The following is a 25,640-nucleotide window of genomic DNA, read 5'->3' as shown; positions in this document are numbered from 1 at the left end:
GGCAGGCCATCTTTATCCATATTTGATATGTCTTGCATATTGGCCTCCTCAAGAAACAGTTAATAAGCCAGTAATTTGATATCCCATCAGCATAAAACCTGCAGCCATCAAAATGACATTGGCTGCAAAAGCCTGTTTAAAAAAAGCATCAGTATGTCGCCAGAAATTCATAATGATGAGAATGGCGCTTAAGGCGACAAGCTGACCAATTTCTACCCCAACATTAAAGGCCAAAATATTGGACACTAGTCCATCTTCGGATAACGTAAAATCCTGCAACTTCGTGGCAAGGCCAAATCCATGAAAGAACCCAAAGATGAGCACTGCAGCCTTTGTATTAGGTTGGATACCAAACCAACGGCGAAATGCTCCTAGGTTATCCATCGCTTTATAAACCACTGACAAACCAATAATGGCATCAACAATGTAAGGGTTGACGTGAGTTTCACTGAGGACGCCATACAGCAAGGTTATACTATGCCCTACAGCAAATAGCGTGACGTAAATACCCACATCTTTCATTCGGTATAGGAAAAAAATAACCCCAACCAAAAAAAGAAGATGGTCATAACCTGTGACCATATGTTTGGCACCAAGATAAATAAATGGCAGTAGTTGAACGCCAGATGCTTGCTCAATAAAGAGCGCATCGCTTTCTTCAACACCATGGGCGAACGCTTGAGATGTCAGACCTACGGTTACAACCAAAAAGGTTAGCAACATCCAACACAAGCCTCTGCCAGAGTTCCATCGTAAAAATGATGAAAACAGAGACATCAGTTTTTTCTCCAAAATCTGAAGTGTAATTAATAGGGTAAATAGCGCTGAAAAAGGCTATTACACCAATTATTTTGAGTTAAGCAATGAGGTGCGTTTTTGGAGGCCGGTACAAATAAAATGGCTCACTTTGTAACGGTGAGGGAGGCTTAGGCTTTATGGAAATATTAAATGATCCATCAATCAAAGAGAGTGAGATGGGTATAAATGTTGGATTATCACTTGCGTCTAATATGTGTAGCAAGTGGTGGTTGATATCTGTAACTTCTGTTGTAGCTGTATGATGGACGTGATCAAGTGTTGGAGTGATCACTGTTATATACGACTTTAAGCTTTAAAGGACTTATACTTTGGTGTAAACACTGGTCAGCTACTGATAACCCACGGCAAAACATCATAAACACAGTCATGATTATGAGAAATGCTGGAGTGTAGTGTGATCTATGTAACTGATTAAGCATTAATTAGAAAGCTCTTTCAGAGAAATTCTCGTAAGCATCCATACAGTAAAACTGGGTGCATAGTACTCAATGATGATCATAAACTCAAACGTTCAGTTCTCACCATAGGCTTAACTTTAATCTTGGAACTCTTGTTTTTTCTCATAATAAGATTTTCGTATTATTAAGTAAGATGACAATAACTCAACTTATGAAACATAAAATTAAAAAAACTGTATTTTTTTATTAGCAATAATATCTTTACTTATATTTGATTTAAATTTCAATGAATTGAAAATAGTATAGAAAACTTAATTAAAATAATTAAGGCTGTTTCGTTAAAGCAAACAATAATTTTATTGCATATAATTTTCTGTGTTTTTAAGTGATACCTAATCAATATTTTATAAGTCATTTGTTTTGTATTAAGGAGTAAGTAAGCTTCACTCATTTCTACCTTACTCACCCGCTAGTGCCCTTAGAGCTCCCTCCTCACCCCAAATACCAAACCCTTTCGAAAAAATTTCCAGTAACCCTAGTTATCGACTATTTTGACGATTTTCGTGTAAAATAGTATCGTTTTTGGTATTAAGTATTACTAATATCAAGTAATTTGATTGTAAGCATCACCCAGATATTTTTCTCATGGCAATGACAGCAGTAGTATAGATGATGGATTTATAAAACAGATGGACTAAGGCTGTACCACGTGCTCTTTGTAGTAAACTGCGCTCAAGTGTCATACTCCTTGTGACAATAATAAGCGGTTAAGTTGCTTTTTTAATAATAGTTTCGAATATAGCTTGGAGGAGTTAATACATGGTCAGGGCGACGGCTTACTCTAAAAGCTCGTTTACTTAAACACCTTTATACAACATTTGCATAACTCCCATTGAACACGTCGTGAATCCTTCCCTGGAAGCTTGGTTGCCATTTCCTTGTTAATGGCTTGGTGCAGGAAATACGACAACATGTTGTGCATCGATTCTAATACCGATTTCTTCATCTACGTCATAGTCATGATGGCTGGATAATACCGACTCAATAATGCTGCCCGTTTTTAGACGTAAAGTGTATTGCGTTGTCGCTCCCATAAATGTTTTATAAATAATATCAGCACGGATAGTGCTGGTGGTATCAATAATAATGTCATCTGGACGAAGAAGTACCTCAATTGGAGAGCCTTCTGGCCAGCGGTGAGGGGTTGGGTTATTGATAAGTCCTAACTCGGTTGATAAGTGTTTTCCTTGTACTTGCCCAGGTAGAAAGTGTCCTTGTCCAATAAAGTTGGCAACAAACTGCGTCGCAGGTTCATGATAAATATGATAGGGCGTATTCCATTGCAGTAGCTGCCCTTGTTGCATAACACCTATTTGATCTGCAAATGCAAAAGCTTCTTCTTGATCGTGAGTTACCAGAATTGCACTAATATTTTGGTCTTTTAAAATTTGTCTTACTTCAAAGCTCAACCGACGCCGTAGATCTGTGTCGAGATTGGAAAAGGGTTCATCTAATAGCAGGAGCTTGGGTTCTGTCGCCATGGCTCTTGCCAAAGCAACACGTTGTTGCTGACCACCAGAAAGCTCATGGGGGTAACGGTGTTCAAATGCCGTCATGTTTGTCATTTCGAGAAGTCGGGTTATACGCTGTTGGCGCTGAGGGTGTTTGACTATACCAAAGCCAATATTTTGTCTAACGGTCAAATGCGGAAAAAGAGCGTAATCCTGAAATACCATGCCAATTTGACGTTGCTCAGGTGGCTTAACTGAAGTGGGTGTTGATAGAGGTTTGCCACATAATGAAATAACACCTGTAGTAATACTTTCAAATCCTGCAATCGCTCTAAGCACGGTGGTTTTCCCACAGCCACTTGGTCCCAGTAAACTGCAGATTTCCCCTGGCTGCATGGTGAAACCAAAATCTTGAACAACAGGTTGTTCATCATAGGCACAGCAAACATTTTGTAATGACAGTAACGTGGACATGTAGCAATACGCCTTAGAGACTAGCATGATTAAAAACAAGTCTATTATTTCAGACCTACACTTGCTTTGCATCACTCTAAATGTAAGGAAGGAGAGTCGGTATGGGTAATATAAAACCACTTTTTTTAAAGGGTTAATTTGTGGTGAGTAACGTATACAATAGTGAGAGTGACAGCATTTACTATTTAAATACGTTAAACTATCTCAAATAATTTGAGATAAGTGAGGTTACCTGATGGATGTAATGGAGCAAATTAAACAGCAAATTTCAACTCACTCTATTTTGCTGTATATGAAAGGCTCTCCTAAAATGCCGCAATGTGGTTTTTCTTCAAGAGCGGCACAGGTTCTAATGGAATGTGGCGAAAAATTTGCCTATGTAGATATTCTGCAAAATCCTGAGATACGTTCTAACTTACCTGTATATGCTAACTGGCCTACGTTTCCACAACTTTGGATCAGTGGTGAGTTAATTGGTGGAAGTGACATTATTTTGGAAATGCATGAAAAAGGTGAGCTGTTGCCACTGTTACAGGAAGCGAATAAAAACGCTCCACAAGAATCTGCAGATGCTTAAAGCTCATTATGTTGATGACCTGTTTTAAAGCAGGTCATTACTTTCCTCTCTTTTCATTTTCCTCGCAGTATTACCCTTAATAAAAAGCAATGTCGGTATAAAGCGCTATTTTTAGTATCAAACTTGTCGAAAAAATAGGTGCCCTATATAGAATAATTTTGCTTTTTATTCGAAACTGTGAATAACCTCGTTGGGGTTAAAATTTTTTATTTCGATTTGTTACGTTAATATACCAAGTCACATCAATAAATGACTTGGCAAATTAACACAGTTAAAGAAGGGGTAATCTTATTAGAAAGGGCTACAAAGATCCCATTGCAGATTGCAGATAATTTTCTAAACCAACTTTATCAATAAGTGATAGTTGGGTTTCTAACCAGTCAACATGCTCTTCTTCTGATTCGAGAATTTTTTCAAGCAGCTCTCTACTACCATAGTCGCCAACACTTTCGCAGTAGGCAATACCTTCACGTAAATCAGGAATAGCCTGCTGAACTTCTAAATCCAGGTCACATTGGAGCATTTCTTTGGTATTTTCGCCAATTCGTAAGCGTCCTAAATCTTGTAGATTAGGCAGCCCTTCCAGAAATAAAATACGTTCAATGAGCCAGTCTGCATGTTTCATTTCATCAATGGACTCTTCATACTCTTTTTTTCCTAGTTCCTGGAGTCCCCAGTCTTTGTACATTCGAGCATGTAAAAAATACTGGTTGATGGCGACTAACTCGTTACCAAGCGCTTTATTGAGGTGCTCAATAACTTTTGGATCACCTTTCATGTCAGGTCCTCATCAGCTTATATAATAGGATAAAAAGTGGGGATTTAAGGCGGTGCAAGCCTTCTTTAGTATCGCTAGCGGTAAGTCTAGTGTCAAACTTAAGTGACTGATTTAAAATGAGTTTTTGCGAATGTTAATTACTATCATTACGTTCTGCGTTTATAGGTGAACGCTTACTTATTAAATGATACTAGGGAGGGGAAAGATCTATGAGGCGAAAAGGATGATAATAGGGTTAATAAGAGAGGCGTATTGATGATTGGACGCCGTATAAAATAAGGTTGTCCCATCATTGATGAAATGCTTTGGTAGATTAAGCGGGTAAGTACTCTAACAACTGCTGTCGTTCTTGCTTAGCCTCTTTAACAATTTGTTTGGCATCTTTAGCGCATTTGCCACATTGTGTAGCTACACCTAAGCAACGACTAACCTCTCGCAGGTTATCGGCACCGTCATGAACGCACTGCCTTATTTCATGGCATTTCACATTCTTACATAGGCAAACGTACATAATGCTTAATCTACCCTATAGATTAGTATTCTTATTAATGATATTAATGTTAATGATAATGATTGTCAATTAGATTAATTACTCAAAAAGAGAGTACTTTCTAATAGATTTTTTCTATGACTATGTAAAAAAAATTCAATCGGAAAGGCGGTAGGCTTGCAACTTACTGAGGTGTATTATTAGTTCAAACAATGTAGTTTTACATTAGCAAGACAGGTTAAGTATATTTATCTTGCTTTATTTTAGAATGATGGCAGGGATGGATCTCTCTCTGTGATCATACATAGTCTATAAAACTAACGACATGTGGAGAATATAAATGGGCGTTCTAGTAAGTAAGCGTGCTCCAGACTTTACGGCTCCAGCTGTATTGGGTAATGGTGAAATTGTTGAGCAATATAACTTTTCTGAAGCAACTAAAGGAAAGTATGCACTCGTTTTCTTTTATCCATTGGACTTCACTTTTGTTTGTCCTTCTGAGTTGATTGCACTTGATCACCGTATGGACGCCTTCAAAGAGCGCAATGTAGAAGTGATTGGTGTCTCTATTGACTCTCACTTTACTCACAATGCTTGGCGTAATACACCTGTTGGTGAAGGTGGTATTGGTCCAGTTAAGTACACATTAGTTGCAGACATGACTCATGAAATCGCCAAAGCATTTGATGTTGAGTCTGCCGGTGGTGTAGCTTTCCGTGGCGCTTTCTTGATTGATAAGGAAGGGGTTGTTCGCTCTCAATTGGTTAATGATCTGCCTTTAGGTCGTAATATTGATGAGCTGGTTCGTTTGGTTGATGCATTACAATTCCATGAAGAGCATGGTGAAGTTTGCCCCGCTGGCTGGAAAAAAGGTGAAAAAGGTATGCAGGCTTCTCCACAAGGTGTAGCTAAGTATCTTTCTGAAAATTCTGAGCAACTATAAGCTTCTAATAAGAAGCAACTAAGCACTTTATTTAATTATGTTTACATAACGTTATATTTAAATCGTGCTGTTGCTAATAAAAAACCCTGCTTTTGCAGGGTTTTTTGTTGAAGGTTATTTTATTTAACGAAAGACTTTATTTTAAGGCATTCACTGGCCAACCACCCAGTGCTTGCCAACGGTTTACAATACTGCAAAAGAGTTCAGCGGTTTTATTCGCATCATAGGCTGCTGAGTGAGCTTCTTTGGCGTCAAAATTGATATCGGCTGCTTCACACGCTTTTGCAAGTACGGTTTGACCAAATGCCAGTCCTGCTAACGTGGCAGTATCAAAACTGGAAAATGGATGAAAAGGATTGCGTTTAAGATTATTTCGGGTAACCGCTGCATTTAAAAAGTTCAAGTCAAACATCGCATTATGCCCAACTAAAATGGCTCGGTTACAGCCTCCCGACTTAATAGTCTTACGAATACGTTTGAAAAGCTGCTTCAGGGCATCAGCTTCATCAAATGCTTTGCGCTCAGAACAAAATGGGTTGATACCCGTAAACTCTAGAGCTGCAGGCTCAATATTGGCGTCTGGAAAAGGGGTGATGGCAAAGTCAATGGTGTCTTCAGGTACCATTTGACCTGTTGCATCTATAGTGAGTGTGACCGCAGCAATTTCCAATAACGCATCAGTTGTTGCGTTAAATCCTCCTGTTTCAACATCAACAACGACAGGTAAAAAGCCTCGAAATCGTTCTGCTATAAGGGGTTTCAGTGGTGCTTCATGTGTCACGCTACAGCCTTAATTTTCATGAAAGGATACGCCAGTTGATTATTTCTCCTGCACGTAATGGTACTACGCGGTCGCTACCGAATGCCAGCGTCTCAGGAACTTGCCAAGGTTGCTTAACAAGAGTCACTGTGTCGGTATTGGGAATAAGGCCATAAAAGTCTGCACCGTTAAAGCTGGAAAATGCTTCTAGTTTATCTAATGCACCCATTTCTTCAAAGACTTCAGCATAAAGCTCCAGAGCCGCAAATGCACTGTAACAACCTGCACAACCACAAGCATTTTCTTTACGCTGTTGGGTATGAGGCGCTGAGTCTGTACCCATAAAGAATTTTGGGTTGCCACTGGTGGCCACTGCTCTGAGACGTTCCTGATGTTGCCTTCGTTTTAAGATGGGTAAACAGTAAAAGTGGGGTTTAATGCCTCCCACCAGCATGTGATTACGATTATAAAGCAGGTGTTGTGGGGTAATGGTTGCGCCAACATTGTCATTATGAGCTAAGACAAAATCGACCGCATCTGTTGTTGTTATATGTTCAACAACCACTTTTAACTGAGGAAATTGTGCGCAGAGTGGTGAGAGTTGTTCTGCTAAAAAACGTTGTTCCCGATCGAAAATATCAACATCAGGCGTAGTGACTTCCCCGTGGACGAGTAGGGGGAGACCAGCTTCCTCCATCGCAGCAAAAGCAGGATACAGTGGTGTGAGGTCATGTACACCCGCATCAGAGTTAGTGGTTGCGCCTGCGGGGTAAAGTTTAACACCATAAATAATGCCAGACTGAGCGGCTTGCTGAATAAGTGCAGGTGTCGTTTGGTCTGTTAAGTACAGCGTTAATAAGGGTTGCCATTGGCTATTGGCTGGAATGGCTCGCTGTATACGAGTTAGGTAACCTTGGGCATCATCAATGGATTGAATCGGAGGTGTTAAGTTAGGCATGACAATGGCGCGTCCACAATAACGTGCAGCATCGGCCACAGTATTCGTTAAAACTGCACCATCTCGTAAATGGATATGCCAGTCATCAGGACGAGTGATTGTTAACATCTGTTCCATTGAAAGTTGCCTTGCCAAATTATTTGCTTTGGGCATCCTACCTAACTGTACTTAGAGTTACTAGGTTTTGTTTGTTAGACACCTAGTCGCGACTAATAAGACTATTCAGAACTGATGTACAGCTTTGCTGTACTGAAAACAGAATAACGCTAAAGATCACCACAGGTTAGCCGCTATTTTAAGAAGTAACTGCTGAGAAGCGACCTATGATCTTTACTAAAACAACTGTTTTAATTAAGTGCTGTCTTGTGTTGTTGTTTTGTGGCGCGATGCCTGTAAGTGCCATTATTTATCAGGCACCCGTTGATCGGTCAGAATGGCGGATGGAAGGCTCTATTTTTGAGTGCAATCTTTATCACCCGATACCTGAATTTGGTGAGGCCGTTTTTCGTCGTCGAGCGGGTGAGCGGGTAGGCTTTCGTTTACTGAGTTGGCAAAGTCCTATACAGAAAGGGAAGGCGGTACTGGTTGCTTCATTACCTTCCTGGCGACATGATCGTAGTGCTCAAGTGATGGGGGAGATACAAGTAGATCCAGGCAAAGAGGCTATTTTTATGACAGGGCCTTTACCTAGCTGGATGTTGACTCAGCTTAAACAAGGCATGGCCCCTGCGTTTGAGCGAATAGCTTGGTACAGTGATAAAGAAACCATCACGGTTGCGTTATCAAATGTCAATTTTCAAAAGGTTTACAGCAACTATTTAGGCTGTTTATCAAAACTGTTGCCAGTGAATTTTGATCAAATCAGGCGCTCTTTTGTTTTGTTTGATTCAGGCAAAACAACGTTAAATGAGCAGGCTAAAGAAAAACTCAATAATATTGCCATTTATGTCAAAGCTGATCCTAAAGTACAGTCAATTTTTATTGATGGGCATACTGATGATATAGGTCGTCGTTTGGACAATCGAGAATTATCCAAACAAAGAGCTGAATCGGTGGAGAAATATTTAGTGGCAAGGGGTGTTAAATCTGAAATTATGAAAGTTCGCTTTCATGGTGAGCGTTATCCCATTGTTAAAAATGCTTCCACTAAAGATCGTGCGCGTAATCGACGCGCAACCATCCGTCTTGAAAAGAAACCATTACCTTCAGAAAATGTAACTGTTCCGGCAACAACGAATATTTTAGACGAAGAAAAAGGAACGGAATAAAACTTCCCAGTAACTGACATAAACATCTAGCCAACTCATATGGATGTGTACGCTCGTCAGACAATAATTCCCTTTTTTGCTCCTCGGTTAATCCCTGGCTACATAATGACACAAAAAAATGCTGTGATTGTGCCTATTGCTCTAGGCGAAGTAATTCACAGTCGTTAGAATAATTATTCATTTGGCACGAACATAACTTTAGTAATTTGGGAATATACAAGTAGTTTTTGGAGCAAACGAATGAAAGACATCAATAAGGTTGTCTTGGCATACTCGGGGGGATTAGATACCTCGGTCATTGCCAAGTGGCTGGAAGACACGTACCAATGTGATGTGGTGACCTTTACCGCTGACTTAGGTCAGGGTGAAGAAGTTGAGCCAGCCCGAGCAAAAGCAGAAGCACTAGGTATTAAAGAAATCTATATTGATGATTTGCGAGAAGAGTTTGTCCGAGACTTCGTTTTCCCCATGTTCCGCGCCAATACTGTCTATGAAGGGGAGTACCTGTTAGGTACTTCAATTGCTCGACCACTGATCGCTAAACGCCTTGTTGAAATTGCTAATGAAACAGGGGCTGATGCCATTGCTCATGGTGCAACAGGTAAAGGTAATGACCAGGTTCGGTTTGAGCTGGGCGCCTATGCTTTAAAACCTGGAATACAAGTGATTGCACCTTGGCGGGATTGGGATCTTAGTTCCAGGGAGAGTTTATTGGACTACTGTCGTAAACATGATATCCCTGTAGAAACGCAAAAAGGTAAGTCTCCCTATTCAATGGATGCTAACTTATTGCATATTTCTTATGAAGGTGGTCTTTTGGAAGATCCATGGGCTGAGCCAGAAGAAGAAATGTGGCGTTGGTCGGTAGCAGCAGAACAAGCACCTGATACACCCACTTATTTGGAGTTGGATTATCAGAAAGGTGATATCGTTGCCATTGATGGGCAAGCAATGACCCCTGCAGAAGTGTTGACCTTTTTGAATAAAGTGGGTGGTATCAATGGTGTTGGTCGTACGGATATTGTTGAGAACCGCTATGTGGGCATGAAGTCTCGGGGGTGTTATGAAACACCGGGTGGAACGATTATGTTACGTGCCCATCGTGCTATAGAGTCGATTACGCTTGATCGAGAAGTAGCTCACTTAAAAGATGAGTTAATGCCGCGTTATGCGAAATTAATATACAACGGTTATTGGTGGTCCCCTGAGCGTAAGCTGATGCAGGATATGATTGATACCTCTCAGCTTCATGTGAATGGTCAAGTACGACTTAAGTTGTATAAAGGCAGTGTCACCGTGGTGGGACGTCAATCAGGTGAAAGCTTATTTGACCAGACAATTGCAACCTTTGAGGATGATGCGGGTGCTTATGATCAGGCCGATGCTGCAGGTTTTATTAAGTTAAATGCATTACGGCTTCGGATTGCGGCTAATAAAGGACGTAAGCTGCTCTAGTTAAAACAGCTTAGTTTAAATATCGCAATAAATGTATTCACATTTAATGTGTACATGAATAAAAAAACCCGCTTTTCAGCGGGTTTTTTTATTTAAGGTTTAACCTGATAACCCCTGACCTGCATGCTTACTATTAATCAATTCGATTGCATAGTTGTCAGGATCACGAACAAAGGCTATTTCAGTTGTACCACCTTTAACTGGTCCGGGCTCGCGGGTAATTACGCCACCTGCGGTACGAATTTTTTCGCAGGTTTTGTAGACATCATCCACTTCAATAGCAATATGTCCAAAGGCATTGCCTTGATCATATTGATCAACGCCCCAGTTGTAAGTTAATTCAATAACAGCACCAGCTGTCTCATCCTGATAACCTACAAAAGCCAGTGTATATTTGTACTCAGTATTTTCTGATTTTCGTAATAGCTTCATGCCCATTATACGTGTATAAAAATCAATTGATTTATCTAAATCAGCTACACGTAGCATGGTATGCAGTAAACGCATTTATCATCCTCATTGGCTGGTTTTATTTACCAACTGGTTTGCCATTAATGGATGCTTTCTGCAGGTAAATATCGTAAACCTTGCTTTCTTCAAGTTGTTGCAAGCGAACTAAAATATAATCCCATTCTTTTGCAAACCAGAGAGTTGTTTCGCGTTTTTTATTTTCGCGAACACGTTTCACTTTTACAGTTTTCAACTTGCCAAGTGGACTGTCAATAATTTCTTCACCAAGACGTTTGAAAGAGTATGTTTTTACTTCATCTTCATCAGCCACTTTGTAGGTGAGATCTTTTTTATTATTTGCCAGGTCAAGCCTTAATTGAAACTGGTAGCTTAGCGGGTCAAGGGTTTGTTTCGTAATGGCAAAAGGTTTAACGTCTTCGTCAGCCTGATTTTGTACTTGCATATTTTTCCAGTCAAATGACAGGCTGTCTTCTTTCGTTTTTGCAAACCCACCGCGTTTATAGTGGTAAGAGGCAGGAACGACATGGTTGTTTTGAATGCTGAATCTAGACTGTTCAGCAATATCAACGATAACGATGTCTGCACTAAAACTAAGGTGGTAAGAGCCATCTTTGGCTACCGTTAACTCCCGATTTGCAGAACCTTTGACAGGAATACTTGATACTTCAGCGCCATAGGTTGCTTTATAAGGTTGTAACGTATCAGCATTGAGATAGGCTGTATGAGTAAAGCAAGCCAGCCCAGCGGCTAATGCAAGTAAGCCTTTTGTTTTCATAGGCAAAAAACCTTTGTTGTCATCTAATGTCTGATTTGAACACCTTGTGGCGGTAAAAGTTCGCCATCAAGAAGACATTTATTGTGTTCCATTTTTAATTTTTGTTCCGAGAACCAGGCAACTGCTTTGGGATAAATAATGTGCTCTTGTTGCTGTACTTTTTGAGCAAGTGTAGTTGCGGTATCTTCTTTTGTGATCTGAATAACGGCTTGAATGATAATAGGTCCGCCATCTAGTTCTTCGGTTACAAAGTGTACCGTTGTGCCGTGTTCTTTATCACCGGCATCAATTACCCGTTGATGCGTATGCAGACCACGATACTTAGGAAGTAATGATGGATGAATATTCATCATTCTTCCGCTGTAGTGTCGTACAAAACTATCAGTCAGAATACGCATAAAGCCAGCAAGGACAACAAGCTCTGGCTGGTAACTATCAATATGAGTTTGTAGTGCTTGATCAAAGGCATCACGATCAGTGTATTGGCGATGATCAATAACCTTGATAGGAATATTGGCTTGCTGGGCACGTTGTAGACCATAGGCATCAGCTTTATTGCTTATAACTGCAGCAATACGGTAGTGATGATGCGGTTGCTGATCGATTAAGGCTTGTAAATTACTGCCATTGCCAGAAATTAATACAACTATATCCATAGAAAAAGTCCATCAGCGATGAGTCGGTTGTTGGGCCACAAGGTGGATATGGTGTGGATGGGCTAGTGTTGGTTAAGCACCAGCCCTGCTGAAAGGCTAAAACGACAGGTTTTGTACTTCTACCGCTTCATCTTGTTTCTCTTTCGTTTGGATTTCACCAATACGCCATACAGTTTCACCAGCAGCATCTAAATAGCGAATTGTGGCTTCAACCTTCTCGATAGGCACACATATCACCATACCTATACCACAGTTAAATGTCCTTAACATTTCTTGGCTAGTAATATTGCCTGCTTGTTGGAGCCACTTAAATACAGGAGGTAAATCCCAGCTGCCACCATCAATAACGGCTTTGCAGTTGTCGGGTAATACGCGGGGAATATTTTCGAGTAAACCACCACCGGTAATATGCGCCATCGCTAATACAGGGTGAGTTCGCCAAAGCATCTCCAGTGAGCGAACATAAATTTGTGTGGGAGCAAGTAAGCTGGCACCTAGCGTTGAATCGCCTAGTGGCATATTGAGGTCGGCATTACTATCTTTTAGCAGTTTGCGAATCAGTGAGTAGCCATTGGAATGAGGGCCTGATGAGGCTAGTGCTAAGAGTTGATTACCAGGTTGTACTTTACTGCCATCAATAATCTTGGACTTTTCGACAATACCGACACAAAAGCCTGCAAGATCATAGTCATCCTCCTGGTACATACCAGGCATTTCAGCCGTTTCACCACCAATCAGCGAAATGCCTGCAATTTCACAGCCTCGACCAATGCCTCCAATAACATCGGTGGCAACATCCACATTAAGCTGGCCTGTTGCATAGTAGTCTAAAAAGTAGAGAGGCTCTGCACCGCAGACAATGAGGTCATTAACACACATGGCTACCAGATCAATACCTATGGTGTCATGCTGATTGAGTTCCATCGCCAGGCGTAGTTTTGTGCCCACGCCATCTGTACCAGACACTAAAACGGGTTCTTGGTAGCCTTTAGGTAGTTCAAATAAAGCACCAAAGCCACCAAGCCCACCCAGGGCTTCCGGACGATGCGTTCTTCTGGCAATATGTTTTATGCGTTCAACTAAGCGGTTGCCTGCATCAATATCAACGCCTGCATCCTTGTAACTAACAGATGGCATTGAAGACGATGGTTTGCTGCGTTCAGTCATGGCTTAAGGCCCAGGTAATGAGTGAGTGGAATTAAGCGTAAAGATGAATTGTCTTAAAGTTGTGTCAATCTGTCTTGTTAATTAGACCACTTTTAAGTAACTTGCGCGGCACATTGCGGGTATTTTAGCAAGTGTTTGCTTGCCAGGCTATGTCACTATTTATTAAGCGATAGCTTATATAGATTATTAAACAGTCGCGAATGCATTTTGTTAAGTAATAGCTTAAGTAAGGTTGTTAAGCAGTACTTATATCAGGTGCTCGCTATATGCCAAGTGGTGTCATCAGCGGGTATTGAACTCGCTAGTTTGTACCTGTATAGATTTTGTTATCAAATAAAGGTACGACTCATGTTGTTTTTCTGTTACAAGGCTATTGGCATGCCAATGTAAAGCATCAAATGCCTGCTGATCGGGAAGGAAAGTAAGACTATGTTCTCACGACAACTAACGTTTATTTTGACTTCATTTTTGCTACTTATTTCACTGATAGCAACGACTGCTTCAGCGGCTTCTGACCTTTATCAAGCAAAAGTCTTGGTACGATCAACAGCCGAGCAAGATGAAGGTATGCGTGAAGGGTTTATCAAAGTTTTGCAGAAAGTGTCTGGCCAGGAAGATATTGCCAATAAGCCAGGTATTGCTGAGGTTGTTAACACACCCGATATGTATATTGTGCAGTTTGGCTTTGAGTCAACAGATGAAACGACGCTGTCGAGTGATGGAGTTGAAGTGCCTGCAAAACAGATGGTTATGCAGTTTGATAAAAAAGCGATAGAGCGCTTACTTAAAGATCATAATGTTTCGGTATGGCAACCCACTGAGCGGCCAAATACCTTGGTGTGGCTGATTCAATCCGCATCAGGGAGGAGGACACAGCTTGGAGAAAGTGACAGTCAACATCCGTTATTACAGGCGTTGACTAAAGAATCCAAGCAAAAGGCCATGCCATTGTTATGGCCTTTATTAGACTTGGAAGATGCGGCTGCTTTGGATGAAGTAGATATGTGGGGACTATATGCTGATACGATTCGCGCTGCCTCTCAGCGTTACAATCCTGGTGCGATATTAGCTGCACGTGTCTATGCAGAAGAGGATAAGACATTCAGTGGTCGGTGGTTGTTACTGGGAGATAATACGCAAAAAAGCAAGTCATTTAGTAAGCTATCCGCTGAAGATCTTGCTGCAATGGGCATTAAACTTGCCGCAAATTACTATACTGCAGATTTGCAAGACACTCTCAATGCCGATGAGACGTTAGCTAATGCTGAACAGTCTACAGCGGTCAGTAGCACAACAACGGAACAGCAAATACCGTCAACGGGGTTGGATAGTGAGGCTGCTTTAACTAATGGCAGTGAGCTATCTTCAACAGCATCTACATCATTGCCTGTGCCAATGGCAACAAGTCACGATGTTAGGCTGGCAGTTGATGGGGTTGAGGGTATAGATGCCTTTGCGGATATTAACCAACTACTGAAAAATTTAACGGAAGTAAAAGCGGTTCACCTGGTAAAAGTTTCTGGGGCTATGGTGGTATTTGATATCGACTTAAAGGAAAACCGTTCTAAAGACAAGTTGGTGGCTAGGTTAAACCGAGAAGCGAGGCTGAATATGTTACCTCCACAAGCTGGCGCTGATCGTTTTGTGCAGTATCAGTGGGTAGGGCAGTAGCCTCAGGTGTCAGGGAGCTGTTTATATCTGTTGTATGATGGTTGAGTGTAAAAAGCTTAAGCGTCATACAACCGTTATAAACTTGAAAAAAGCATAAACTGCCTTATATAGGCTTACCACGATGGTTGATTACATTTTAAAATCAAGTGGCATGATAAGATAAATCAAGTAAAAGTATTAAGGGAAAACAAGCACTTTAATGATATGGGCTGCTAGCGATAAACATGGCAGCTTGTTTTATACGTTTATTGTGAGCTGTAAAGTAATAAAGTTGACGGATACACTCTTGGCATTACGTTATCTTCCTAATTTATTAACCATTATCAGGTTGTTACTGATTTTTCCTATCAGCTACAGCTTGCTCAGTGAGCGCTATCATTTAGCGTTACTCTTATTTATGGTTGCTGCAGCATCTGATGGACTTGATGGTTTTTTAGCGCGAAGGTTTGGTTGGCATAGTCGTTTTGGCGCGATGATTGATCCGCTGGCAGATAAGTTAATGCTAATGGCGGCTTATATCATGCTCACAATCTTAGGGCATTTTCCGCTTTGGTTAACAGCGACTGTGATTATTCGTGATTTAGTGATTGTTTCTGGTGCTGTGAGTTATCACTTTTTAGTGGGGCAATATGAATTCAAGCCTTCAAGGATTGGTAAGCTAAGCACATTTTTACAAATTATGTTGGCCTTGCTGACAATATTGCATCTAACATTATTGACAATACCCGCCTATGCTTTCACTGCATTGATATTTTCGGTGGCTGTCGTGACAGTCATGAGTGGATTTGATTACGTGTGGGTTTGGACCCAAAAATACAGGCAGGAAACAAAGCATAAAACATGATGACTTACACGCAACGTTGGTTTTTGCTCAGTATGTTAGTACTTATTGGCATACTGATCTATTTGCTGCAACCTATTTTATCGCCTTTTTTAGTGGGTATGATCCTCGCCTATCTGGGTGATCCTATTGCTGATCGACTTGAAGTAAAGGGGATGTCCCGTACATTAGCAGTAATCACTGTATTCATTGTGCTTTCTTTAGTTTTTGCCATTCTTCTACTTATTCTTATACCACTGTTAGCGGGTCAGATTAAAACGCTAATTCATCAGTTACCAGTGTGGGCAACCTGGTTGGAAGAGAATGCTTTTCCCTGGGTTTATCAGCATTTAGGTGTCGACCCGGAAAGCTTAAAAGTAAATAATGTTACCCGACACATTGTGTCTAAATGGCAAACGGCGGGTAGCCTGCTTTCCCCTATTTTAAAGTCGGCCACGGATTCAGGTGTTGCAATCATTACCGCATTAACTAATTTATTTTTGATTCCTGTGGTGACTTTTTATTTATTGCGTGACTGGGATGTAATGACGGCTAAGGTAGGTACGCTGTTACCTCGTAACTTAGAGCCAGTAGTGGCTAAATTGGCCCGAGAGTGTGATGAAGTTTTGGGTGCCTTTTTAAAAGGGCAATTAGTGGTTATGCTTTGTTTGGGAATAATATATGCTGCGGGCCTATGGCTTGTTGGTTTACAATTTGCCATTATTATTGGATTAACCGCAGGGCTGGCTAGTATTGTGCCTTATATGGGCTTTATTGTTGGTATTGGTATAGCGCTAGTGGCTGCCGTGTTCCAGTTTGATACCTTGTTGCCTTTTGTTGGGGTTATTGTGGTATTTATGGTGGGACAGGCTTTGGAAGGAATGGTACTAACGCCTCTATTGGTGGGTGACAGGATTGGTCTACATCCAGTGGCGGTCATTTTTGCCATTCTTGCTGGTGGTCAGTTATTTGGCTTTGTGGGGGTGCTGCTGGCACTGCCGATTGCTGCAGTTATTATGGTGTTGCTACGACATTTAAAAGAAATTTATACGTTAAGCGCACTGTATCATGCTAATCAGCAACCCATAACCCCTGATGAATGAGTGTTTATGAGTTCGCCAATTCAGCTGCCTCTTGGAATACAGCTTAGAGATGATGCGACATTTGCTAATTATTACAGTGGCCGGAATCAGCCTGTAGTAATGGCATTGTCCCTTGATGCTGCAGAGCACGGGCAAGCGGAACCTTATGTATTTATTTATGGCTCGCCAGGTGTTGGTTGCAGCCATTTGTTGCAGGCTGCTTGTCATGAGGCAGATTTACATCAGTTGAAGAGTGTTTATTTACCGCTTGCAGAGCTTTTGCCTTATGGGCCTGGCGTGTTAGATAGCCTGGAAACACTGGATGTGATTTGTATCGATGAGTTACAGGCTGTAGCAGGTAATCGTCAATGGGAAGTAGCGTTATTCCATTTATTTAATCGGGTTAAGGACGCAAAACGACGTTTATTGATAGCCGCTTCATCGCCACCTAAAGATACAGGTATCCATCTACCAGACTTACTTTCTCGTTTATCATGGGGAGTCGTTTTCCAGGTTTTGCCTTTAACGGATGAGGAAAAGGTTACAGCACTTCAACTTCGTGCACATATGCGGGGTTTAGATGTTAGCGACGAAGTGGCTCGTTATATTTTATATCGCGCACCACGGAGTACACAGGCGTTGTTTAGTGCGCTTGACCAGTTAGATAAAGCATCCTTGCGTGCCAAGCGCAAATTAACTATCCCTTTTGTAAAGCAAGTGATGGATTGGTAACCAAGTTAACATTTACTATGGGTGAAAAGTACTTGTTTAAAGTACATCACTTACTTTTGTTCTGTTCTTTGTTATCTCCAGCATTTTTGTTTTCCTGATTTTTTTCAGGTGTCGTATTCGTCTGCGCCGCCTCAGCTTGCTCAGCATCTTCTTCAGTGTATAACGTTATTTGTGAAGCAGTTAGTGCATAACTGGCTTCTGCAATATCAGTATTAACTTGAGATATTGTTAACTTGCCTGTTATCCAGTAAGGCTCATACAGGGCATCAGCCTGAATGACGGCTTTATCTGAAGTCACATGGATGATTTGGTTGGGCGGCGGTGGGGGAACATGAATACATGCACCTAAAAAGGGTACGAGTAGAAACTCTTTAACAGTACCTTCTTTGCTCATATCCAAAGGTACGATATAGCCAGGTATTCGAATATCTTTCTGATTTAAATCCATTACGACAGGTGCAGAAAGTTTTACTTCTGTTTGCTTTTGCTCCTTTTCCAGCAGCGTTGATGATAGCTTGTCAATGGTGTCAATGTCTTGCTGCTCAAGATAAGCTTGGCGTAATTCCTCAGGAATAAGATCCATCCAGTCTAACGTTTTAACTTCTGCTGTTGCTGTTAAAGGTAGCAGGAGTAATAGATTTAGAGTTAGATGTTTTAATCGTTTTTTTAACATGAGTTAAACCCTTATTGTCATCCCATCTGCCAGTGAATTTTTATAAGCACGCCAAGCAGGGATTAACCCCATAATTAAAGCACTGCTAATAATTACCAGGATAAGAAGCCATTCGTAGTGAGTAAGAGGGGTAATAGCTAAGGCAACACCATAGTAGTTGCTAATGATAGGTTGGGTGATCAGCATGAGTAGATAGAGCAAACTAATACCGAGTACACAGCCAATAGTGGCGAGTAGACCTGCTTCTGTCATCATCAGTGAAAATATATGAACTGGACGAGCACCTACTGAGCGTAGAATAGCCATCTCCCGTCTTCGTTCATTTAACGACATTAAGATTGAAGTCAACATGCCAATAAGACCTGTCGCAACAACAAAGGCCGATATTATCAAAAGTGCATGTTCTGCTACCGATAAAAGACTCCATAGCTCGGCTAAGGCAACACCCGGCAGGACCGCAGTTAAAGGCTCATCTTTATATTCGTTGATTTCTCGCTGTAAGCGAAAGGTTGCTACTTTGCTCTTTAAGCCAACCAGGGCAGCAGTAATAGTTTTGGGTTCTAGGGTTTGCTGCCGAGCTTGTTTTGCAGAAATTTGTGGTTTTCCCATTGCGGGTACGCCATTTTCCCAGCCTAAGTGAATGGCTTCTATACCGGCGAGGGATACATGGATGGTTTGGTCTACGGGAGTACCCGTTGGTGCCAGTATACCTACAACCGTAAAAGGTTTGTCGGAGTGTTTCATAAAGCTGGTTTTACCTGCACCATGGGCAAGAACAATGGGTTCACCGATGGAGTAACCCAGCTTTTTCGCGACATCAGCACCAATCACCGCATCAAAAAGATCGCTAAATACTTTACCTTGCTTGATCTTTAGTGGTTGGTGGTCACCATATTGATAGTGGGTAAAATAACGTTGATCTGTTCCTAGGACGCGAAACCCTTGATGTGAGTCGCCCAGGGAGAGAGGAATCGTCCATTTCACGAGTGGATGCTGCTGTAAATGTTGATAGCTTTTCCAGTCGATGTTGTTTGTCGCATTACCCATACGAAATACGCTGTACAACATCAGTTGTACTGGACCTGTTCTAGCGCCAATGACTAAGTCAGTACCAGACAAAGTGCTGAGAAAGCTACGCTTGGTTTCGGTGCGGATTTTTTCAACACCTAATAGCAGCGTTACGCTGATGGCTATCGCTAAAACCGTTAATAGTGCGGTTATTTTGCGGTTGAGCAAACTTTGCCAGGCCAGTTTAAGTGTCGGCGTCATTAGCTCACCTCCTTGAGTTGGTGGATATTGCCTTGTCCATTTAGGTGGTGAGATGCGGCTTTGTTGATATCCATTAAAGAGATGGTATCGTCAAATAAATTTTCTAACGTTGGATCATGACTGACAAAAAGTAGCGTGGCTTGGTGAGCGTCACAGACTTCAAAGAGGAGTGATAAGAAGCTTTTTCGAGCATCGTAATCTAATGCCGAGGTAGGTTCATCGGCTATGATTATTTCTGGTCCACCAATCAGAGCACGTGCTGCAGCTACACGCTGCTGCTGACCAATACTGAGTTCTGTTACAGGATTAGACAACACATTTTCTGGTAAGCCTAATGTTGCTACCAGTTGCTTTGCTTCAGCCTGTGGGGTTGACTGTTTATCTTTGATACGTTGTTGTCGTTTTTGGGAGAAGCGGCAAGGGAGCGTAATATTATCCAAAACAGATAAGTAGGGCAGCAGATTAAACATTTGGAAAATAAAGCCAATATGTTCACTTCGAAAGTGGTCGCGCTGACTATCAGTTAACTGGGTAATGTCTTGCTCTAGTAAGGTTATTTGTCCTTGCTGAGGTTTTAAAATACCACCAAGTAGTGCCAGCAAAGTGGTTTTGCCACAGCCACTGGGTCCTTTTATAAACATCTTATGATGTTTGTTAATGGTTAACTCATCAATATGCAATATAGGCTGGTTTGGCTTCCAGGCGAACTGTAATGCTTGCAGCTGAATAATCACATCACTCATCATGGTTTGTTTCCGTTTGCTTAGGCGTAACTTCAGCACACCTAAGCATAATCATTTAAATTAAATAGTGTTGTTTACCTGTTCACTGACTGAGCGGAACAGTCTGTTGCTGACTATTTAACTGCAACTGGGTTTGAGCTCTGCTGGTAATCACTTGTGTGGTTACATGCTCTAAGCCTGGAAACTGTTTTATTAAACTGATGTTTAATTGACTGATGTCTTTACAGGGACCGAACTGATAGTGTGCATGAATATCACTGTGATGGTGTTCTTCCTCGTCATGGTCATGTTCATCTTTTGATTTGTGGTGGTCTTCATGTTCATGATGGTCATTTTTTGATGATTGCGCTAATGACTCAACTAATTCACCTTCAAAGTTAATATGTTTCAGCTTACAGGTGCTGGGTAAACCAAAGAGTTGGTGAGCTTGTTTAAGCTTACTTAGCGCACTATTAAGTTGTTTAAATTGCTCGTCATTTTCAGGCATATGCTCGAACCCTACCAGGTTCATAGCAGGGGATAGTAGTTCAACCTCTAACGTATTATCGACATAGGCAATATTTAACGTTGCACTACCATGCTCATGGGCGCCATGTTGACGAACTTCTGCTGTTGCTGGGAGTGCCAGAATAAACAACAGTGATGCAGAGGTGATTGCCTTGAAGGATGTTTGCATATTAATGCGCTCCAAATTTTTCGACTTAACCAGTGACAGCCCTGCTTTTAATGGGTGATGGGTTGTCTTGGATATAAAGCATGTGTGCACAATAAAAGAGAGCGACGAGGTTGCTCTTGTCATTTTTTCATCAGAGCCATGAGAAGGCTTGATTTAATTTGTGCGTAAGATAGTACTAAATGATTAATATGTGGTTATTGGAGGGGCACGAATAACGAAGGCATATAGTGTGGGATAAATGACTTGAGAGGCAAGAAATGGAGTATAGGTTTGATGTATGAGAGAGGGTTGATGCTTAATAGATTGAACTGGCACGCCAGCGGAACTATGAAACTGGCATAAAAAGCACGGACCACTCTCCTCATGATCAGAGTTGAGATGTATATGGCCCTGCCACGTGGCAATAACATAACATATTGCCAACCCAGCGACGACGAGCACTTTTATTCGCTCGAGGAAATGTTTCATTACATTATCAATATAACAATAGAGATTACTTGGGAAAGGAAAATCTACCCAGTACTTAAAATGTTATAGTATAACTTTTCATCTGACAATGGTGATTGTGTATGCTTGTGATCACTTAGGTATAAACGTGAGTGATGAAGCAGGGCCTTTAGTTGGCCCTGTAAAACCAGCGAATGTATAACATACTTGTAATAAATGCAGTGGCACTGGTTAATGTCAGAAACCAGTTTTCCCATAGCTCAGGTGTTTGCCATGTGGCGAGTACGCCTGCAGTGAAGTAGACCGTAAGAATGAAGCAAAGCCAGGCATACGAACGCGGTTTATCTTTGTAAATGCCAGGAATTAAAAGACACAAGGGAAGCACTTTAACCAAGGTGATAACACTGAGTGATACACCGTCTGGTGGACGTAAAAACCAGGTATCTAAAATTAAATAGATCAGTAATGCAATATATAGCGCCTTGGTAATTAGGCTCATGCTGTGGTGTTTTTTGGTTGTAGATTGTGATCTATTCATGTTAATGAAGCCAGTAAAGGCAGAACGTTTTCGGGAGGGCGTCCAATAACAGCCTGCGCTTCAGTGACAACAATCGGTCGTTCTAACAATTTGGGGTGTTCAGTAATGGCTGATAGGATGGCATCATCACTCAGGTTTTGGTCAGCTAAATTTAAGCTTTTATACTCATCTTCTTTTATTCGTAATATATCACGAGGCTGAATACCCAGTTTTTTTAGTATGTCACGCAACTCAACTACTGATGGTGGTGTTTTTAAGTATTCCACTATTTTTGGCGTATAACCCTGTTCTTCAATCAGTGCTAAGGTCGCACGCGACTTGGAGCAGCGTGGGTTGTGATAAATAACAAGTTCACTCATGGGATGCCCTATTAAGGAAATAAAGATTCTTTTTGGTTTGGGTAGAGTTTACCTTGACCATCAGTAAGGGGAAAGATAAGTGATACTATTAAGAAATATGCAGCGTAGGATATAAATATCTTACACTGTAATATCCATACTGCTTATAGGTATATGAAATTTCTGGAGCTACTGCATGGAATTGATGATGGTACTGCGTAAGCTTGCCGTATTTGCCCGTTATATTGCTCAACGTTTTGTCCAAGATGGCTGTTTGCAAAGTGCTGCAGCGTTGACGTATACAACACTTTTTGCGGTTGTACCATTGATGACGGTAACTTACAGCATGCTTGCTGCTATACCAACATTTCAGGGGGTAGGTGATCAAATTCAGAGTTTTATATTTAGTAATTTTGTGCCCTCTGCTGGTGCGACAGTTCAGTCATATCTAGCGGACTTTTCCACACAAGCAAGAAAGTTAACGTTTGTTGGAGTGGCCTTCCTGATTGTTACAGCACTGTTGATGTTAAAAACAATAGAGGAAGTATTAAATAAAATTTGGCGAGTTGAACAAGGACGAAAAGGGCTTGCCAGCTTTTTATTGTACTGGGCTATTTTGAGCTTGGGACCATTACTGCTTGGTTGTGGATTTGCACTGACATCTTACATTACGTCTGTAGAGCTTATTATGGATGCGACTGATTTAATTATTGGTCGTCAGTGGCTTTTACAAATAGTACCTCCATTACTCACAGCAGCCGCATTTTGTTTAATTTATATTGCTGTACCTAATCGCCCTGTCCGTTTTAAACATGCTTTATTAGGTGGACTTTTAGCCGCAACATTATTTGAGTTAGCCAAAAAAGGCTTTGCATTGTTTGTTTCTTTATCCCCTAGTTATGAGCTGGTTTATGGGGCTTTTGCGGCTGTTCCTTTGTTTTTATTATGGATTTACCTTTCCTGGAATATTATTTTGTTGGGGGCTGAGTTAGTGCGGGCATTGAATTTTTGGCATGATTTGCAAACGCGCGAACCTTTACCGACATCTCTTGCCGTTATTGTTGTTGCTGAAGTATTTCGTGAGCGGTTTCAGCAGGGGTTAACCACAAGCTATCAACATATGCACCAAGCAGATTGGCCAGTAAGTCAAGAACAGTGGGAACTATGTACCAAGTGGCTACAGGAGCAGGGAATTATAACAAAAGATGATAGTGGCGAGCTTATTCTTGGGCATGATTTAGCGTTGGTCAATTGCTGGACATTTTGTCGGTCTATTCCCTGGCAGCTCCCTGATAAGGAAACACTTAACCGTATTCAGCAGCAGTCATGGCCTGAGTGGTTGGTGTTTTTAGTGGCTCGAATTGCTCATATTCACCATTATGCAGAACAGCAGTTACCAATATCATTGACCCAGCTATTTGATTACCAGCAAGGGGATCAGCTAGGAGTAGAGGACACTCGTCATAATGCTGATTTATACCCCTCAAGCAACATAAGCTTTAAAGGAAAAACGGTCAACACATGATGTATGTTGCAATAGGTCATCAGCTTGAATGTCGTATTCCTTGCCTTGCTGAGGAACTTCAAGTTGTAGTCCTTTACCAGGAATATATACACCCGCACTGACCAGAACACTGTGTTGTTGGCGACCATTGACTTTATTGGTGACAAGTAAGCCATCTGTTGTACGGTGTGTTTTACTTTCACTGAGTGTTTTGAGTGTAATAGGCCGGACTAAGCCACGAATGTACTCCACACCCACAAGGCTTTCTTGTGCTTCTGAGTCTTGTTGCTGCCAGCGAATAATGCCTAATATCCAGCGGGGATGAGACTGTTTGTCGCTACGCATGGCAATAACCTGACCATTATGGAAGTCAGCATAGTTAACGTGGGTTAACTTCAGGCAAAACCCATTCTCACTTTCGTTGACCATACGGCCTGTTGTGCGGTGTAGTTGACTGTCTTGTAAAACTTCTTTTTGCTTTTCTGGTGATAGCAATTGGTGAATGGTATCAACACCCCAAACAATCGCTGTAAATGAATTACAGGGAATACGCAAGCCTAAGCGATGACGGCTTTGACGCCAGACTTCTTTCACATTACAGAGTAATTCAATGATTTGCTGTGTTTTAGTTGCTGTAGGAATGCCGATTTCAGCGGGACGATGACCTCCCGCTAAGGTGCTTACATGTTGATCAAGCAGGGTAACGAGCTTTTCCGGAAATAAATAGCGAATCGGGTCTTCACTACGTTGAGTATGGCTAAAAGCATTATGGGGACGTTGTTCACTATTAAGGTTTATTGAAAAGTATTGTGAGGGATCAGATTGTTCAGGGCTATCTGTTAGTCTGGCATAGTTGGCATGTTTACCCAGGTATGAGTAAAGGAACCACGCTTCACCTGGGGCTAAATGATAGGGATTGGCCATTTCAACCAGCATAATTTGTTTGTACAGTTCTTCAACATTTTCACCCGCTATGGGCTGAAACTGTCGTTTGACTGCAATTCTGTGAAATTTATGATCCTCTGCAAATTTAAATAAATGATTGACCTCTTTCCAAAGGTAAAGGCCTGGTTGAGTAAATGTATCATAATGCTGCATTAGACATTGGCAGAGATAGAACATCGCCATATAAACAATATCAGGCATAGGCTTATGATTCATGTCATCTCTGGTTAACGCTTCTTGCAAAATTATTTTATAGCCAAAAGCCATCTCCTCCTTTAATTCAGATAATTTATGCTGCTCAGTGGGCGTAATTTGTTGTATATATTGTTGGCTTTTGGAGTGGTAATAGTCATTAATATTGCGAAATGTGTTATCAAAACACTGCATTATTCCTAGGCGGGCAGAGTCACTGAATTTTGTTCGATTTATTAAAGAAAGTAATGCACAGGTTTGCCGCAAAGCAGCAGGCATATTAGCGAGTGGTAGCTCTTTTAACTCTTGTTTTATGGCCTTTGGGGAGCAATTGATTATTGCACTGCGGGTAATTTGCTGTCTTGGTATATACAATTCTAGGCTGCTCATTGGCATAAGCTCTCCTTACTGCTATCGCATGCAAAGGATATACGCGTTATTATCCACTTCGATTCAGTAAGTAATTAATCAATGCACTTATAATTCTCCATTCAATAACTAGTGACAGCC

At 41.2% G+C, this 25,640-nt stretch carries 26 protein-coding genes; 9 read left to right on the top strand and 17 right to left on the bottom strand.

Annotated features, from left to right (window positions below):
* Nucleotides 1-48: 48 nt before the first annotated feature.
* The gene (locus ACQ96U_RS09535; RefSeq protein WP_431721061.1) at nucleotides 49-723 is read right to left on the bottom strand and encodes a HupE/UreJ family protein; all 675 of its coding nucleotides are present in this window, start codon (nucleotides 721-723) and stop codon (nucleotides 49-51) included.
* A gap of 1,435 nt (nucleotides 724-2,158) precedes the next feature.
* Entirely contained in the window at nucleotides 2,159-3,202 is a 1,044-nt protein-coding gene (locus ACQ96U_RS09530; RefSeq protein ID WP_431721012.1) for an ABC transporter ATP-binding protein, read from the bottom strand.
* A gap of 235 nt (nucleotides 3,203-3,437) precedes the next feature.
* Here ACQ96U_RS09530 and grxD point away from each other — a divergent pair, with 235 nt between their 5' ends.
* The gene (gene grxD, locus ACQ96U_RS09525) at nucleotides 3,438-3,779 is read left to right on the top strand and encodes a Grx4 family monothiol glutaredoxin (RefSeq protein WP_431721011.1); all 342 of its coding nucleotides are present in this window, start codon (nucleotides 3,438-3,440) and stop codon (nucleotides 3,777-3,779) included.
* A gap of 301 nt (nucleotides 3,780-4,080) precedes the next feature.
* On the opposite strand, the gene bfr is transcribed toward grxD, so the two are convergent.
* Nucleotides 4,081-4,557, bottom strand: a complete 477-nt coding sequence (gene bfr, locus ACQ96U_RS09520) for a bacterioferritin (RefSeq protein WP_431721010.1) — start codon at nucleotides 4,555-4,557, stop codon at nucleotides 4,081-4,083.
* Nucleotides 4,558-4,870: 313 nt separating this feature from the next.
* Nucleotides 4,871-5,068 (bottom strand): (2Fe-2S)-binding protein, encoded by a 198-nt coding sequence (locus ACQ96U_RS09515; RefSeq protein WP_431721009.1) that lies wholly within the window; start codon nucleotides 5,066-5,068, stop codon nucleotides 4,871-4,873.
* Nucleotides 5,069-5,387: 319 nt separating this feature from the next.
* Here ACQ96U_RS09515 and ACQ96U_RS09510 point away from each other — a divergent pair, with 319 nt between their 5' ends.
* Entirely contained in the window at nucleotides 5,388-5,990 is a 603-nt protein-coding gene (locus tag ACQ96U_RS09510; RefSeq protein WP_431721008.1) for a peroxiredoxin, read from the top strand.
* A 136-nt stretch (nucleotides 5,991-6,126) separates the two neighbouring features.
* Here the strand turns inward: ACQ96U_RS09510 and rnt are convergent, their stop codons facing one another.
* Together rnt and pyrC are read right to left on the bottom strand one after the other, a co-directional pair.
* On the bottom strand, nucleotides 6,127-6,771 hold the full coding sequence (rnt, locus tag ACQ96U_RS09505; RefSeq protein WP_431721007.1) for a ribonuclease T: 645 nt from the start codon (nucleotides 6,769-6,771) through the stop codon (nucleotides 6,127-6,129).
* Between the two features lie 16 nt (nucleotides 6,772-6,787).
* Nucleotides 6,788-7,825, bottom strand: a complete 1,038-nt coding sequence (gene pyrC, locus ACQ96U_RS09500) for a dihydroorotase (RefSeq protein WP_431721006.1) — start codon at nucleotides 7,823-7,825, stop codon at nucleotides 6,788-6,790.
* A gap of 206 nt (nucleotides 7,826-8,031) precedes the next feature.
* Between pyrC and ACQ96U_RS09495 the strand changes: the two genes are divergently transcribed.
* Together ACQ96U_RS09495 and ACQ96U_RS09490 are read left to right on the top strand one after the other, a co-directional pair.
* Complete coding sequence (locus ACQ96U_RS09495; protein ID WP_431721005.1) at nucleotides 8,032-8,976, top strand: flagellar protein MotY; 945 nt, start codon at nucleotides 8,032-8,034, stop codon at nucleotides 8,974-8,976.
* A 240-nt stretch (nucleotides 8,977-9,216) separates the two neighbouring features.
* A complete protein-coding gene (locus tag ACQ96U_RS09490; RefSeq protein ID WP_431721004.1) occupies nucleotides 9,217-10,431 on the top strand; it encodes an argininosuccinate synthase in 1,215 nt (404 codons plus the stop codon).
* A gap of 99 nt (nucleotides 10,432-10,530) precedes the next feature.
* Here the strand turns inward: ACQ96U_RS09490 and gloA are convergent, their stop codons facing one another.
* From gloA to purM, 4 genes are all read right to left on the bottom strand, one after another.
* Nucleotides 10,531-10,938 (bottom strand): lactoylglutathione lyase, encoded by a 408-nt coding sequence (gene gloA / locus ACQ96U_RS09485; protein WP_431721003.1) that lies wholly within the window; start codon nucleotides 10,936-10,938, stop codon nucleotides 10,531-10,533.
* 22 nt (nucleotides 10,939-10,960) lie between these two features.
* A complete protein-coding gene (locus ACQ96U_RS09480) occupies nucleotides 10,961-11,677 on the bottom strand; it encodes a DUF3108 domain-containing protein (RefSeq protein ID WP_431721002.1) in 717 nt (238 codons plus the stop codon).
* 23 nt (nucleotides 11,678-11,700) lie between these two features.
* Nucleotides 11,701-12,333 (bottom strand): phosphoribosylglycinamide formyltransferase, encoded by a 633-nt coding sequence (gene purN / locus ACQ96U_RS09475; protein ID WP_431721001.1) that lies wholly within the window; start codon nucleotides 12,331-12,333, stop codon nucleotides 11,701-11,703.
* Between the two features lie 96 nt (nucleotides 12,334-12,429).
* Nucleotides 12,430-13,500, bottom strand: a complete 1,071-nt coding sequence (purM, locus tag ACQ96U_RS09470) for a phosphoribosylformylglycinamidine cyclo-ligase (RefSeq protein ID WP_431721000.1) — start codon at nucleotides 13,498-13,500, stop codon at nucleotides 12,430-12,432.
* Between the two features lie 429 nt (nucleotides 13,501-13,929).
* Here purM and ACQ96U_RS09465 point away from each other — a divergent pair, with 429 nt between their 5' ends.
* From ACQ96U_RS09465 to hda, 4 genes are all read left to right on the top strand, one after another.
* Nucleotides 13,930-15,171 (top strand): DUF2066 domain-containing protein, encoded by a 1,242-nt coding sequence (locus tag ACQ96U_RS09465; RefSeq protein WP_431720999.1) that lies wholly within the window; start codon nucleotides 13,930-13,932, stop codon nucleotides 15,169-15,171.
* Between the two features lie 199 nt (nucleotides 15,172-15,370).
* Nucleotides 15,371-16,015: a CDP-alcohol phosphatidyltransferase family protein gene (locus ACQ96U_RS09460; protein WP_431720998.1), complete on the top strand. Its 645-nt coding sequence runs from the start codon at nucleotides 15,371-15,373 to the stop codon at nucleotides 16,013-16,015.
* On the top strand, nucleotides 16,012-17,094 hold the full coding sequence (locus tag ACQ96U_RS09455; RefSeq protein ID WP_431720997.1) for an AI-2E family transporter: 1,083 nt from the start codon (nucleotides 16,012-16,014) through the stop codon (nucleotides 17,092-17,094). The genes ACQ96U_RS09460 and ACQ96U_RS09455 overlap by 4 nt, the downstream gene beginning before the upstream one ends.
* 6 nt (nucleotides 17,095-17,100) lie before the next feature.
* Nucleotides 17,101-17,805 (top strand): DnaA regulatory inactivator Hda, encoded by a 705-nt coding sequence (gene hda / locus ACQ96U_RS09450; RefSeq protein WP_431720996.1) that lies wholly within the window; start codon nucleotides 17,101-17,103, stop codon nucleotides 17,803-17,805.
* Nucleotides 17,806-17,851: 46 nt separating this feature from the next.
* On the opposite strand, the gene ACQ96U_RS09445 is transcribed toward hda, so the two are convergent.
* From ACQ96U_RS09445 to arsC, 6 genes are all read right to left on the bottom strand, one after another.
* Entirely contained in the window at nucleotides 17,852-18,478 is a 627-nt protein-coding gene (locus ACQ96U_RS09445; RefSeq protein WP_431720995.1) for a DUF3299 domain-containing protein, read from the bottom strand.
* A 3-nt stretch (nucleotides 18,479-18,481) separates the two neighbouring features.
* A complete protein-coding gene (locus ACQ96U_RS09440; protein WP_431720994.1) occupies nucleotides 18,482-19,747 on the bottom strand; it encodes an ABC transporter permease in 1,266 nt (421 codons plus the stop codon).
* On the bottom strand, nucleotides 19,747-20,493 hold the full coding sequence (locus tag ACQ96U_RS09435; RefSeq protein ID WP_431720993.1) for an ABC transporter ATP-binding protein: 747 nt from the start codon (nucleotides 20,491-20,493) through the stop codon (nucleotides 19,747-19,749). Before ACQ96U_RS09435 ends, ACQ96U_RS09440 begins: the two co-directional genes overlap by 1 nt.
* 79 nt (nucleotides 20,494-20,572) lie before the next feature.
* Complete coding sequence (locus ACQ96U_RS09430; protein WP_431720992.1) at nucleotides 20,573-21,166, bottom strand: ZrgA family zinc uptake protein; 594 nt, start codon at nucleotides 21,164-21,166, stop codon at nucleotides 20,573-20,575.
* A gap of 616 nt (nucleotides 21,167-21,782) precedes the next feature.
* Nucleotides 21,783-22,151, bottom strand: a complete 369-nt coding sequence (locus ACQ96U_RS09425; RefSeq protein WP_431720991.1) for a DUF2069 domain-containing protein — start codon at nucleotides 22,149-22,151, stop codon at nucleotides 21,783-21,785.
* The gene (arsC, locus tag ACQ96U_RS09420) at nucleotides 22,148-22,510 is read right to left on the bottom strand and encodes an arsenate reductase (glutaredoxin) (protein WP_431720990.1); all 363 of its coding nucleotides are present in this window, start codon (nucleotides 22,508-22,510) and stop codon (nucleotides 22,148-22,150) included. The genes ACQ96U_RS09425 and arsC overlap by 4 nt, the downstream gene beginning before the upstream one ends.
* A gap of 175 nt (nucleotides 22,511-22,685) precedes the next feature.
* On the opposite strand from arsC, the gene ACQ96U_RS09415 reads away from it, so the two are divergent.
* On the top strand, nucleotides 22,686-24,014 hold the full coding sequence (locus ACQ96U_RS09415) for a YihY family inner membrane protein (protein WP_431720989.1): 1,329 nt from the start codon (nucleotides 22,686-22,688) through the stop codon (nucleotides 24,012-24,014).
* Here the strand turns inward: ACQ96U_RS09415 and ACQ96U_RS09410 are convergent.
* Nucleotides 23,973-25,520 (bottom strand): hypothetical protein, encoded by a 1,548-nt coding sequence (locus ACQ96U_RS09410; protein WP_431720988.1) that lies wholly within the window; start codon nucleotides 25,518-25,520, stop codon nucleotides 23,973-23,975. The genes ACQ96U_RS09415 and ACQ96U_RS09410 overlap by 42 nt on opposite strands.
* Between the last annotated feature and the right edge of the window lie 120 nt (nucleotides 25,521-25,640).

The sequence above is a fragment of the Zooshikella sp. RANM57 genome, assembly GCF_050749885.1.
In the GTDB taxonomy this organism is placed as follows: domain Bacteria; phylum Pseudomonadota; class Gammaproteobacteria; order Pseudomonadales; family Zooshikellaceae; genus Zooshikella.
Note: the sequence above shows the minus strand (reverse complement) of the source record. Positions and strands in the feature narration are given on the sequence as shown.